Source organism: Curtobacterium sp. WHRI 8282 (assembly GCF_040223925.2).
In the GTDB taxonomy this organism is placed as follows: Bacteria; Actinomycetota; Actinomycetes; order Actinomycetales; family Microbacteriaceae; genus Curtobacterium; species Curtobacterium flaccumfaciens.
The window spans coordinates 418,478-431,770 of record NZ_JBEHCD020000003.1 but is presented as its reverse complement, the minus strand read 5'-3'; the positions used below and the strand labels follow the sequence as shown (position 1 = coordinate 431,770).

General features: G+C 70.4%; 8 protein-coding genes. 4 read left to right on the top strand and 4 right to left on the bottom strand.

Annotated elements, in window-relative coordinates; genetic code table 11:
- Window positions 1-223: 223 nt before the first annotated feature.
- Complete coding sequence (locus ABRP24_RS12905) at window positions 224-580, bottom strand: nuclear transport factor 2 family protein (RefSeq protein ID WP_301582259.1); 357 nt, start codon at window positions 578-580, stop codon at window positions 224-226.
- Window positions 581-639: 59 nt separating this feature from the next.
- Window positions 640-6,111: a discoidin domain-containing protein gene (locus tag ABRP24_RS12900; protein ID WP_349847808.1), complete on the bottom strand. Its 5,472-nt coding sequence runs from the start codon at window positions 6,109-6,111 to the stop codon at window positions 640-642.
- A 150-nt stretch (window positions 6,112-6,261) separates the two neighbouring features.
- On the opposite strand from ABRP24_RS12900, the gene ABRP24_RS12895 reads away from it, so the two are divergent.
- Complete coding sequence (locus ABRP24_RS12895) at window positions 6,262-7,416, top strand: low temperature requirement protein A (RefSeq protein ID WP_349847807.1); 1,155 nt, start codon at window positions 6,262-6,264, stop codon at window positions 7,414-7,416.
- Between the two features lie 192 nt (window positions 7,417-7,608).
- On the opposite strand, the gene ABRP24_RS12890 is transcribed toward ABRP24_RS12895, so the two are convergent.
- Window positions 7,609-9,438 (bottom strand): BCCT family transporter, encoded by a 1,830-nt coding sequence (locus ABRP24_RS12890; protein ID WP_232536619.1) that lies wholly within the window; start codon window positions 9,436-9,438, stop codon window positions 7,609-7,611.
- A gap of 54 nt (window positions 9,439-9,492) precedes the next feature.
- Complete coding sequence (locus ABRP24_RS12885; protein WP_027464831.1) at window positions 9,493-9,777, bottom strand: YrhK family protein; 285 nt, start codon at window positions 9,775-9,777, stop codon at window positions 9,493-9,495.
- Window positions 9,778-10,130: 353 nt separating this feature from the next.
- On the opposite strand from ABRP24_RS12885, the gene ABRP24_RS12880 reads away from it, so the two are divergent.
- Genes ABRP24_RS12880 through ABRP24_RS12870 form a run of 3 tightly spaced genes read left to right on the top strand, consistent with a single transcriptional unit; the run spans window position 10,131 to window position 13,292 of the window.
- Window positions 10,131-11,402: an ABC transporter substrate-binding protein gene (locus ABRP24_RS12880; protein ID WP_176708492.1), complete on the top strand. Its 1,272-nt coding sequence runs from the start codon at window positions 10,131-10,133 to the stop codon at window positions 11,400-11,402.
- A 25-nt stretch (window positions 11,403-11,427) separates the two neighbouring features.
- A complete protein-coding gene (locus ABRP24_RS12875) occupies window positions 11,428-12,384 on the top strand; it encodes a sugar ABC transporter permease (RefSeq protein WP_349847806.1) in 957 nt (318 codons plus the stop codon).
- Entirely contained in the window at window positions 12,381-13,292 is a 912-nt protein-coding gene (locus ABRP24_RS12870; protein ID WP_111057388.1) for a carbohydrate ABC transporter permease, read from the top strand. The genes ABRP24_RS12875 and ABRP24_RS12870 overlap by 4 nt, the downstream gene beginning before the upstream one ends.
- The last annotated feature ends 1 nt before the right edge of the window (window position 13,293 follow it).

Below are 13,293 nucleotides of genomic sequence, written 5' to 3'. Positions count from 1 at the left end.
GGATTGCGGTTGACGAATCCTCGCACGGCCGTTCCACCGCACATTCCCGGAGCGGCATCAGTCCCTCGGCACGCGGTCACACCGGACCGCCCGGATGATCCGCCACACGCAGACCGCGAGCACGACGGCGCCGGTGGCTCGACCATGCCGCACGCCGGACTGGAGGCCCGGTGCCAGCTGGCACCGGGCCCCCAGTCCGTCAGCGACCTGCGGGAGATGGTGGTCAGTCGGTCAGGATCGTGTAGACCTTCGCGATGACGTCGCCCTCGATGAAGCAGATGTCCATGCCGGACACGACGGGCGGTGCTCCCTCGGGGCCGAAGTGCCAGGCGAGGTACCCCATCCCGTGGTTCTCGTAGACCGGGCCGGCAGGCGAGAACCCGAACCCGGGGGCCTCGTCGAGCAGGCGCTGCGCCTTGGCGTGCAGGGCCTCGTGGCCGGTGACGACCTCGTCAGGGTCCAGGAAGACGACGTCCGGGGCGTAGGTCCGCTCGATCGCGGCGCGGCGGCGCTCCGGGTCCCGTTCCCCGAACACCTCGAACAGGTTGGCGTGCATGAGCGATTCGAGCGGTTGCGACATCGTGTCTCCGTCGGTTGTCGGCTGTTCGGTCGAGTGTGCGTGCAGCGGGGGCGTCAGCGCTACCGGATCTCGAGGTCGTACAGCGAGTAGCCGTACGGGGTCGCCCGTTCGACACCGTGCACGCGGACGTACCGCCACGAGCCGTCCAGGGCGTGCCGGTCGGTCCCGCCGTCACCGTCGGTCTCGGTGGCGAGCGTCGTCCACCCGTCGTCGCCCGCGTTCCGCGCCTCGATCCGGTAGGAGCGTCCGAAGGCGTCCTCCCAACGGAGCACCGCGCCGTGCAGGCTGTGCGGCGCGCCGAGGTCGACGGCGAGCCACTGGTCGTCGGTGTGTCCGCTCGCCCAGCGCGATCCCGGGTCGCCGTCCACGGCGTTGTGCGCGGGCACGCCGTCGCCCTCGTCGGCCGACGCCGACACGCTCGCCCGTCGTGCCAGGTCCGGCGTCGGTTCGCCCTGCGTCGAGGTGACGCGGAGCGCCCAGAGCGAGACGCCGAACGCGGTGTGCCGGCGGTCTGCGACGACCCGGACCCAGCGGCCGGTGACGTCGTCGCCCTCCAGCCGGTGGGTCACCTCGCCGCCGGTCCCGTGTGCTTCCCCCGCGACGGTCCGCCAGGGGGCGTCTTCGTCGTCACGGACCTGGACGCGGTAGGCCTCGGCCCACGCGGCCTCCCAGTCGAGCTGCACCTGGTCGATCGGCACGACCTGCCCGAGGTCGACTGCCAACCACTCGCCGTCGCGTGCTGCGCTGGCCCACCGGGTCCGGGCGTCGCCGTCGACCGCTTTGCCACCGGACAGGTCACTGCGCTCGTCCGACGACGTGGTGACGGGTTTGCCGGCGGCCACGTCGCGAGAGCGGGCGGGTACGGTTCCGCCGTCGTCGTCACCGTCGGTCGCCTCGTCGAGGGTCGTGACGGTGGCCGTCCCGGATGCTCCCGACACGGTGGCCGTGACCGTCGCGGTCACACCGCCCTCGGTCGCTGCCGTGACGACGCCGTCCGGTTCGACACTGCCGCCGCCGTCGACGGCCCACTCCGGGCGGTCCGCGGCGAGCCGCCCGCCGAACCCGTGGCGGTCGAACCCGTAGGCCGTCATCCGGACCGTGTCACCGGAGCGAACGGTCGCGGTGCGCGGCGCGACGAGCACGTCCTCGACGTCGACGGTCGAGGCCGCCGGTGTGCCGGACACGTGCACCTCCCAGATGGAGTACCCGTACCCGGTGAGGCGATCGGTCAGGTGCAGGCGCACGAACCGGGCGGTCTCGCCCACGGCCACCGTGTCCGCGTCGGCCGTTGTCTTGTCGACGGTCCGCACGTCGCGCCAAGGGGCGCCGTCGGTGTCCCGGACCTGCAGCACGTACCGTGCGGCGGCCGCGTTCTCCCAGTCCACCCGCACGGTGTCGACGTCGGTCAGACGCCCGAGGTCGAGGGTGTAGTCGACCTCGTCCACACCGTGCGCGCTCTCCCACCGGGTGCTGCGGTCCCCGTCGACGGCCTTCCCGGCGACGTTGCCGCCGTCCGAGGAGCTCGCGTCGACGTCGGCACCCGCTGCGGCGTCGGGGATCGAGGTCACCGAGGCGACGACCGCGGAGCCCTCGACCCCGCCCCCGGTCGCGACGACGTAGCCGGAACCCGCGGCGGTCGTCGTCACGGTGCCGTCGGTCCCGGCGCTCCCGGCGCCGGTGTACGACCAGGCGACGTCGGCGGGCAGGTCCGCCGGGTCGCCGTACTGGTCGTGGCCGGCGGCACGGAACCGCTGTGGTGTCCCGACGACGAGCCGGTCGAAGCCGGGCGTGACGTCGAACCCGGTCAGGACCGGTGCCGGTGCGACCCGGAAGGCGTACGACCCGTGCACGCCGCCGACCGTGGCGGTGACCGTCGCCCGCTCCGCGCGCTCCGATGCGCGGTGGAGACCGTCGGCGCTGATCGTGCCGGTGTCGGTCGACCAGGTGACGTCGTCCAGGGCGACGGTTGCGCCGTACTGGTCGTAGCCGGTCGCGGTGAAGGTCGTGGTCGCACCGGGGACGATCGTCTTCGGGGCCCCCTTCGTCCTGACGACCACCTCGGTGAGCCGCGCGTCCAGGTGCGACGTGATCTGCGTCTGCGCCGGGACCGCGATCTGGCCGATCACCTCCGTGCCCTCGTAGACCTCGTAGGTGTGCTGCACGGTGTCGGGGTTGTCGAGCACGTAGCTGATCGTGCCGTCCGGTGCGCGGAACACCTGGCTGAGCGGGTCCGAGGTGTGCCGGTCGGTCACCTCGGTGCCGACGGTCCGGTTCGACATCGCCTGGTGGTAGACGAGGCCGGCCATCGACTGTCCGGTCACGGCCGGGTCGTCGGCGGCCCACAGCGCGGCGTGCACGTCGGCGTAGGTGTCGGGGTCGTACTGCCCGAGGAACCCGAGCACGACGTTGCCGAGGGCGTCACCCATGCCGCTGAACACCCGCGCGGCGTGCTCGGTGTCCTCGCCCGGGGTGTGGTCGGTGAGATCGACGCCGTACAGCTGGTCGATGGTCGCGGTGTCGGCGCGGAAGTCGTCCACCAGGAACGGCATCAGCGGAGACGGCGTCGGCCAGTCCTGGGGCTTCCGGTCGGCGGTGGGACCGTCGAGCTCGATGGGCACCAGCGAGTCGGGCAGGTTCTCCGGGGTCCAGTACCGGTCGGGGAACACCACCCGTCCGTCGTCGTCCACGCTCACCAGCAGGGTGTCGGTGGCCGGTTCGTACAGGGGGTTCGCCGCGGTTCGCCGGGTGACGTACCCGGGGTGGTTCGTCTCGACCGCGCGGATCGCGTCCTGCAGCTCACCGATCGCGGCCGGGCGGTCGCGGGTGATCTTCACGTCGCCGTAGCTGCCGACGCCCCACCACTTCTTCGTGAGCATCTGGATGCGTGCCGCGTTGCCGTCGGTGACGCCGGCCTGCCCGATGGACTCCGGGCGGGCGGCCATCATCTCGCGCATCAGGGCCTTTGAGAAGCCCGGGTCCCAGCCGAAGTAGTCGAACCACGGGGCGACCGGCATCCACTGGATGCCGGAGATCCAGGCGGGGTCGCCGGAGAAGTACGTGGCGTGGGCCTGGCCGGAGTCGAACAGGATCCCCGCCTGCCCGTGCTCGTACTCGTCCGGGAACGCGCCGTTGCCGTCGTACGACGCCGAGGCGGGGTTGCCGCGGACGTTCTGCCAGTAGTCGCGGACGGCGGCCCGCTCGGTGACGTACTGCACCGCACCGGCGGCCTGCATCTCCTCGTCGCCGAGGACCGAGCCGAGCAGGAAGAGCCCCGCCTCGGACTGGATCGCCTCGGACGACGACTCCTGGTTGTTGCCGCCGGGTGACGACACACCACCGGCGTTCGACCGGCCCTCCCAGACCCCGAACGTGCGCATGTGCGGGAACCGGGCGTCGTCGCGGTCCCAGTTCGCGTACTGCTTCGCGACGAGCGTCGCCATGCCCTGGTACTTCGCGGCCCACTCGTGGTCGACCCGGCCGAGCATGGCGGTCGCGACGGCGAAGTACCCGTAGTGGAAGTGGTTGTCGTTGAACTGGGCCGACCCGTACGAGTCGGCGAACCCGATCAGGGCCTTCCACGTCGGGTACATCGCGAAGAAGTGCTCCGCTTCGCCGTCCGTGTACGTGTACCAGTCGGTCAGGGCGCGTTCGAGGGTGTCCTGCAGCGTCCGGGCGTCCTCGGTGGCACCGATCTGCCGCGCGATCGTCATGTACTCGGCGAGCTGCAGGACGTCCTTGCCGCCCCAGTAGGTGTCCCCGCCGTACGTCGTCTTCGCGGCGTACTCGTGCAGGTACTCGCGCATGACCTCCTCGGAGTACGGGTCGTCGCCGACCGCCTCGGGCGTGGCACCGATCGGCGTGATGCCCGTGAACGCGTAGTCCAGGGTCCAGCCGTCGTGGCCGACGGTGGTCCGCATGGTGCCGCGCGGGGTCTCGTAAGTGGCGCCGGTGAAGCGCAGGTTCGTGGTGGCGTCGGCGTACTGGTGCTGCAGCCAGCCCTGCACGGTGTCGTGGTTGTCGCCCTGCAGCGTGTCGGTGCGGATCGACCACTGCTGGCGGACGTTCGCCGCCGCCGCGTCGTACGAGTACGTCATCGTCGTGTCACGGGGGACCGCGAAGGCGGTGCGGTGCAGGTCGTCCAGAGAAAGGCCATGCTCGGGCACCGCGCTGAGCACCAGGTAGGGCGTGCCCGACGAGGCCTCCAGCGCGTTGCCGACCCGGGTGAAGGTCGTCCCGTCGGGGGCGTGCACGCCGAAGACGTGGCCGTCCTGGCGGATCTCGAACCGGTCCGTCGTCACCGGCAGGTCGAGCGGTTCGCCGTCTCCGTCGGTGATCTCGGCACCGTCCTGCAGGGTGAGGCGCGGGGTCATGCCGTGGAACTCGAACCACTCGTACGGCGAACCCTGCACGCTCGTGACGTCCATGTACTGTCCGCCCGGGCCGTCCTGCGGCATCCGCCAGCTGACGTTCCAGTCGCCCCAGCGGAGCGCATCGGCCTGCTTCGCCCGGAACGTGGTCGCGAAGCGGTCGGCGAGGCCGTCCGGGGCGTCGGTGAGCAGGACCTGGTCGACCAGCACGTGTGCCCACCCGGCCCGCAGGTCGTCGACGATCCGCAGCTGCGCGGACTGCCCCCGGTGTGCGGAGACGTCCCAGCTGTCCCAGCGCAGCTGTTCGCTGTCCGTCCCCGTGCTGCTCGCCACGACGTCGCCGTCGACCAGGAGCTGCACGGCTTCGTGGTCGGGGTGCCGGCCACCGCCGACCAGGAACGCCAGGGTCGAACGGTCGATCGTGAACGCCGGCGAGGTGAGCGTGCCGGTCGCGCCGTCGCCGTCCTCGTCGCTGAACGAGTTCAGGAGGCGTCCGCCGAGCCACCCGGAGACCGCGCTCTGCCCGCTGGCCGTCCCGGTGGCGGTGGCCGTGAAGGCGTCACCGGTCGCGGTCCAGCCGTCGGGCAGGCCGTCCTCGAAGTCGGCGAGGGTGCGGTCGCTCGCGTCGGGGGTCGGCTCCACCGTCCCGCCCACCGTCACGGGGGACTCCAGGCGCATCGCCGTGCCGTCGCTGTTCCACCGCGTCGGGATCGTGAGCTTCGTGCCCGCGGCACTGTTCGACGAGACGAACGGGTACGCCCACATGTCGCCGGAGTACTTGCTGACCAGCAGGTCCGTCCACCACTGGTTCGTCGGCACCGGCTCGCCGGCCTTCGACGGGTCGATGTACAGCCGCTGGTCCAGCGTCTTCCGCACGTCGGCGATGTCCGTGATCTCGTCCGGCGGGGCCGGCGCGTAGGAGCCGGAACCCATTTGCACACCGTCCGCGGCCGGACCGACGCGGGACGAGCCTCCAGGCTGTTCCTGTGGTGCGGCCACCGCAGCGGTCGGATCGGCCGGTGAGCGCGGGGTGTCCGAGGTCGCGGCGTGCGCCGGGGTGACGGCGAACGCCAGCAGCGTGGCGGCGGTCAGTGCGCCGGCGGTGGCGCTGACGGCCGCTCGGCGGAACGACCTGGGACGGACGGCGGGACGCGGTGAGGTCACCGGGACTCCTGTCGGAGGGGTTCGGCCGGACACGACGTCCACGGCCGAGACGGGCTGGTCTGGTGGTGCGGGACCTGCACACGGACAGATCGGCAGGGCCGGTCCCGCCGTCAGTGGTCCGCGTTCTGGGGATGCCCTACCGTTGGCCCCATGCCGACCATCGGACTGCGCCGGATGGTGCCGCGCGACCCCGACCAGCGACACCGGGCGGCGAGCCCCCTCGAGCTCCTGTTCGACCTGATGTTCGTCGTCGCGGTGGGCTTCGCCGCCACGAACCTGCACGAGATCGAGCTCGAGGGACACGTCACCTCCGCCGTCCTGGCCTACGGGCTGGTGTTCTTCTCGATCTGGTGGGCCTGGATGAACTTCACGTGGTTCGCCACGTCGTTCGACACCGACGACTGGCTCTACCGCGTGATGACCTTCGTGCAGATGGCCGGGGTGCTCGTCCTCGCCGCCGGGGTGCACGCGGCCATGGTCGAGAACGACTTCACGATCGGCATCATCGGCTACGTCGTCATGCGGCTGGCCTTGGTCGGGCAGTGGATCCGCGCCGCTGCGTCCTCCACCCGCCACCGCCGGACCGCCACCCTGCACGCCGTCGGCATCACGGTCGTGCAGGTGCTCTGGGTGGTCTCCCTGGCCCTGCCCGACGACCTCTGGGGGCACGCGGCACCGTTCCTCGTGCTCGCCGAACTGTCCGTGCCGATCTGGGCGCAGACCTCGACGGGGACAGCCCCGTGGCACACCCGGCACCTGGCCGAGCGGTTCTCCCTGTTCACCCTCATCGTCCTCGGCGAGGGGCTGGTGGCCTCGGCCGGCGCGGTGATCGACGCCGTCGCACACACCGAGCACCTCGGACCCCTGCTGGCGCTCGCGGGTTGCGGGCTCGTGATCACCGTCGGCATGTGGTGGATCTACTTCTCCCGGGAGCAGCACGCGCACATCCGCTCGCTGCCCACCGCGCTCGTGTTCGGCTACGGCCACTACTTCGTCTTCGCCGCCGCCGGTGCCCTGCCGGCCGGCATCGAGGTCGCGGTCAGCGCCGACGCCGGCCACGTCGAGCTGTCGTCCGCCTCGGTCGCCGCGACCGTCGCGGTGCCGGTCGCGGTGTTCGTGCTGTCGATCTGGGCGCTCGCGATCCGGCCGTCGCTGTCGGCACGGGCCAACGCCGTCGTGGTGGCCCTGGTGCTCGTGGTCCTCGCGTCGATCGCGGTGCCGGCGGTGTCGCTGCCGGTCACGGCGCTCGCCGTGGTGGCGGTCGTCGTGACCCTCGAGGTCGCGTCCGCACGGACCGACACCTGACGCACTGACGGACGGGAGGCACGGTGCCAGCTGGCACCGTGCCTCCCGTCCGTCAGGTGGTCGCGTCGACGGCCCGTGCGCGGTTCCGTCTCCGGTGCGAGGGCACGTTCGTCGCACCGAACACGGAACCTCGCACCACACGGCGCGGGTGGCGCGTGGCGCGTGGCGCCTGCCGCGCCGCGCCGCGCCGCGTCAGCGCTCGGGCTGCTCCGTCGCGGGCCCGTCGTCCGACGTCGGACGCGCGTCGAGGCTCGGGTCGACCGCCGGGTCGGCCGAGATCGACGACGGCCGCACCGGGAAGTCGTCGAGCGCGCCGGCCTCCACCGTCGGGGACGTGGTTCCGCGGCCGCCGCGCACGCGGTTCTTCACCGCGGCCCACGGACGGCCGAGGCCGGACCGTGCCGGACGCTCGTTCGGCGCCTCGACCTCGAGGCCGTAGTAGGCGCCGACGTGCTCGAGCAGGACCTCGCGCTCGGCCTTGTCGTAGGCACGGCGCTCGCGGGTGAAGGCGATGATCGTCGACCAACAGGTGAGCAACAGGACGATGCTGAACGGCAACGCGGTCGTGATCGCCGCCGTCTTCAGGGCGTTCAGTCCACCGCTGAGCAGCAGGGCGACGGCGAGCAGCGCAGCGACACCGGCGAAGAAGACCCGCAGCCAGTTCTTCGGCTCGATGTCACCGCCCGACGCGATCATCGCCATCACGAGCGACCCGGAGTCCGACGAGGTCACGAAGAACACGCCGATGAGCAGGATCGCGCCGTAGGTCAGGACCATGCCGGCGGGCAGGTCGCCGAGGACCGCGAACAGCGACCCCTCGATGTCGACCGAGCCGTCCGAGCCGATCAGGCCGCCAGAGCCGTCGGTCTGGCGGTGGATCGCGGTGCCACCGAGGACGGCGAACCACAGGAACGTGAGCGCGGTCGGCACGAGCAGCACACCGAACACGAACTGGCGGACGGTGCGGCCCTTGGAGATGCGGGCGATGAAGACACCGACGAACGGCGCCCACGACATCCACCAGCCCCAGTAGAAGGTGGTCCAGGCGCCCTGCCAGGCCTCGCCCTCGGCGCCCTGCTGGGCCGTGACGTTGAACGACAGGCCGACGATGTTCTGCAGGTAGGAGCCGATCGACTGCACGAAGTCGCGCAGCAGGAACTGCGTCGGGCCGACGATGAGCACGAAGAGCAGGAGTGCGGCGGCGAGCAGCAGGTTGAAGTTCGACAGGATCTTCATGCCCTTGGTCACGCCGGTGACGAGCGAGACGATCGTCACGGCGGTGATCACCGCGATGATCGCGATCTGGCTGACGATGCTGCTGTCGGCGATGCCGGCGCTCTCGAGTCCGGCGCCGATCTGGATGACCCCGAGGCCGAGCGAGGTCGCGACGCCGAACAGCGTGCCGACCAGGGCGATCACGTCGATCAGGTTGCCCCAGCCGCCGCGCACGCGGTTGCCGAGCAGCGGTTCGAGGGCCCAGCGGATCGACACCGGGCGACCCCGGCGGTGGATCGCGTACGCCAGGGCCAGGCCGAGGACGACGTAGATCGCCCACGCGTGCAGGCCCCAGTGCAGGAACGTCTGGGTCAGTGCCTGCTGCGCGAGCTCCTTCTCGGTGCCGGTGACGCCGGGGCGCGGGGAAGCGAAGTGGCTGAGCGGCTCGGAGACGCCGTAGAAGACGAGGCCGATGCCCATGCCGGCGGCGAAGAGCAGTGCGAACCACGAACCGGTCGAGAACTCGGGCTCGTCCTGGTCCTTGCCGAGCTTGATGTCACCGAAGCGGCTGAAGCCGACGAACAGCGAGAAGCCGACGAAGAACGCGGCGATCAGCACGTAGTACCAGCTGAAGTTCTTGACGATGCCGTCCTGCAGACCGAGGAACAGCGCCTCGGCGGTGGAGGGGGAGATCAGGGTGAAGGCCACGAACCCCAGCACGATGACGGCGGCGGGCCAGAACACCCACCGCCGCAACTGCGGCGTCGTGGTCACGGGTCCGGGCAGGGGAGGAGTGGTGCTTGCCATGCAGTCCATGGTGCCTGCTCGCGATCCTGTGTGTTCGCCCAGGCGTGTCGTGGTTCAGAAATCGCGCGCGGACTCCGTGGGGTTCCCCCGGCCGACCCGTCCGAGGTGGAGTCTCCGCGACAGCCGGATGACGGGACGGATGAGCAGCTGGATGCTCCCGATCAGGAACAGCCACGTGCCGGCCGTCGTGGTGCTCTCGGAGAAGAAGAGGACGCTGCCGACGATGAACCAGAGCGCGACCATCACGTCGTTGATGATGCTGATCGTCTCGTAGACCCCGCGGATGCGGAGCTCTTCGTGCCCCACCCGGAGTGCGATGTCCCGTTCGTCCTCAGCCATCAGACGATCCTGCCAGCTCCGTGGCGTGTCCGTCCGAGCGGCCGTGCTCGTCCCGAGGGCACGGCGCGCTCCGTGCGAGGTTCCCCACTCCGTGCGGCGCTGCGGGCGCCGCACGGAGTGCGCAACCGCGCACCAGGCGGCGGCTTGCGGCCGTGGACGCGTGGCGCGGCGGCCGGGAGGCGCGGGGCGGGCTGGCACCGTGCCTCCCGTCCGTGGGGCGCACCGACCACTGCCACATGCGATTACAACGTTGACGTACGCTTTACAGCGCTGTAAACAGGAGCCTGCGCGACGATGCGCGACGAGGGAGAGACCCGATGGTGGGAAGCAGGACCGCAACACTCCAGGCGGCGGTGAGCCGGCGGGGGTTCCTCGCGGGCGCGGCCGGTGGCATCGCACTCGGCACGATGGCGCTCGCCGGGTGCGCGACCCCGGGGCGTGCCGCCGGTGGTGCCACGACGCTCCGCTTCTACGAGCAGAAGCAGGAGGTCATCGCGTACTTCGACAAGCTGCTGCGGCAGTTCGAGGGGGAGCACACCGGCATGTCGGTCGTGCACGACAGCACGGCGGCCATCGCCCCGCAGTTCGTGCGTGGCGAACCGGCGGACGTCGGGTGCTTCAACGACAACCTCGAGCTCGCCCGGTACATCTCGCGCGGTGTGCTCAGCGACCTCAGCGACCTGCCGTCGGCAGCGCGGGTCCGACCGGACATCGACACCCTGACGAACCAGTACGCGAAGTTCGAGGACCGCACGAGCGTGCTGCCGTACTCGCTCGCGGCGGCCGGGGTGATCTACAACAAGCGGATCTTCGCCGAGCACGACCTGCCGGTCCCGACGACGTGGGACGAGTTCGTCGAGGTCTGCCGCACACTGCAGAAGGCCGGCATCACGCCGATCTACGCCACTGACCGGGACACCTGGACGCTCTGGCAGGGCCTGTTCGACTACTCGGTGGGCAGCCTCGTCGACACCGGCTCGTTCTTCCGGAAGATGAAGGCCCTCGGCGCCGACGTCGGCCCGGACTCCGAGGTGTCGTTCGAGAAGGACTTCGCGGTGCCGATGGAGCGCGCGAAGACCATCTCGTCGTTCTTCAACCGCGACCACGCCACCCGGGCCTACGCCGACGGCAACCTGGCGTTCGGCAAGGGCGAGGCCGCGATGTACCTGCAGGGCCCGTGGGCGCTCGGGCAGATCGCGCTGATCGACGACAAGCTGCCCGTCGGCACCTTCGCCCTGCCGGTGTCGAACGACCCGGCCGACCGCAAGGCCCGGGTCAACATCGACCTCGGGCTCTGGATCCCCACGGCGTCCGAGCACCCGGAGCAGGCGAAGGAGCTCGTCGAGTTCCTCATGCAGCCCGACGTCATCGACGCCTACAACCGCGACAACCTGGCGTACTCGCCCCGCATCGACGCACCGCCGCAGCAGGACGAGCGCCTCGCCGGCCTGCAGCAGTACGTCGACGACGCGGCGTTCTACCAGGGCGCCGGCACCTTCATCCCCACGTCGATCCCGCTCGGCAACTACCTGCAGTCGGCGATCCGGAGCGGGGACTTCACCTCGATGCTGCAGCGGCTCGACTCGGACTGGCGGCGGCTCGCCGGCCGTTCCGCGACGGTCTGAGCCGGACCAGGACACAGGAGTCACCATGACCATGCAGACCCCGCTCTCCCGCGACACCGACCCGGCAACGTCCGGACCGGCGACCGCGGCGTCCCGTACGCACCGTCGTGTGGGTTCCCTCCACCGGACGGAGGGCATGTACTACCTGTTCCTCGTGCCGGCCCTCGTGCTCTTCACGGCGTTCGTCGTCGCCCCCGCCTGCGTCGGCGTCTTCTACAGCTTCACCGACTACCTGGGGTTCGGGCAGTGGGACTTCATCGGCGTCGAGAACTACAGGGCGCTCGTCTCCGACCCGGCGATCCTGGCGTCGTACGGGTTCACGCTCGGCTTCGCGGCCGTCACCGTCGTCGTCACGCAGGTCGTCGCGCTGTCCCTGGCGATCGCCCTGGCGAAGAAGATCCGGTTCGCCGCCGGGTTGCGGTCGGTGTTCGTCATCCCGATGGTGATCTCGGGGATCATCGTCGCCTACGTGTTCAACTTCCTGTTCTCGAACACCGTGCCGGCCCTGGCCACGAGCGTCGGTTTCGGCCCGCTCGAGCAGAGCATCCTCGGCGACCCGAACCTCGCCTGGCTCGCGATCGTGATCGTGTCCGCCTGGCAGACCGTGCCCGGCGCGCTCCTCATCTACACAGCGGGGCTGACGTCCATCCCCGAGGAGCTGTACGAGGCCAGTGCGCTCGACGGTGCGACCGGCTGGAAGCAGCTCCGCTCGATCACGCTCCCGCTGCTCGGCGGCTTCATCGTCATCAACACCGTGCTCGGCGTGAAGGGCTACCTCGGCGCCTACGACGTGATCGTCGGTCTGACCAACGGCGGCCCCGGCAGCGCGACGAGCAGCGTCGCGATGACCATCTTCGGCGGCTTCACCGGCGGCGACTACGCCTACCAGATGGCGAACGCGACCGTGTTCTTCATCATCACCGTCCTCATCTCCGTGCTGCAGCTCGTGGCGACCCGCGGAAGGAACCTGCGACTCGCATGACCGCCATCGACACACGACCCCCGACCGACACCCGCGCCGTGACCACCGGCGGCACCGGTCGCTCCGGCCGCGGCCACCGCCGACGACTGGGCGGCACGAACTGGACGCTGACCGTGGTCCTCGGGCTCGCGTCGCTGACCGTGCTCATCCCGCTGTACGTGACGCTCTCGATGGCGTTCAAGACGACCGAGCAGTCCGTCGACGGCAATGCGCTCTCGCTGCCGTTCCCGTTCAACCCGGGCTCGTTCGCCGAGGCCTGGCAGCTGACCCGGTTCCCGGTGTCCTTCTCGGTGTCCCTGGGCGTCGCGGCGCTCACCGTCGTCGCGACGCTGCTGCTCAGCTCGTTCGCCTCGTACGCGATCGTCCGGAACTGGCACAAGCGGTTCTTCCGGTACTCGTTCGTCTACCTGCTCGCGGCGATGTTCCTGCCGTTCCCGGTGGTGGCGCTGCCGCAGATCAAGCTGACCGCCGAGATCGGCCTCGACAACCCGATCGGCGTCGGGATCCTGCACGCCATGTTCCAACTGTCGTTCAGCGTGCTGCTCTACTCGGCGTACCTGCGGTCGATCCCGGTCGAACTCGAGGAGAGCGCCCGCATCGACGGGGCGTCCACGTGGCAGATCTTCTGGCGGATCATCCTGCCGCTCCTCGGCCCGATGAACGCGACGGTCGGCATCTTCGCGTTCCTGGCATCGTGGAACGACTTCATGATGCCGTCGCTCATCACGGCGGATCCGGGGTTGCAGACCCTGCCCGTGGTGCAGAACATCTTCCAGAGTCAGTTCGGCACCAACTACAACGTCGCCTTCGCCTCGTACCTGATGGCGATGGCGCCCACGATCATCGTCTACCTGTTCGCGCAGCGCTGGGTCATCAGCGGCGTGACGCAGGGCGCGGTCAAGAGCTGAG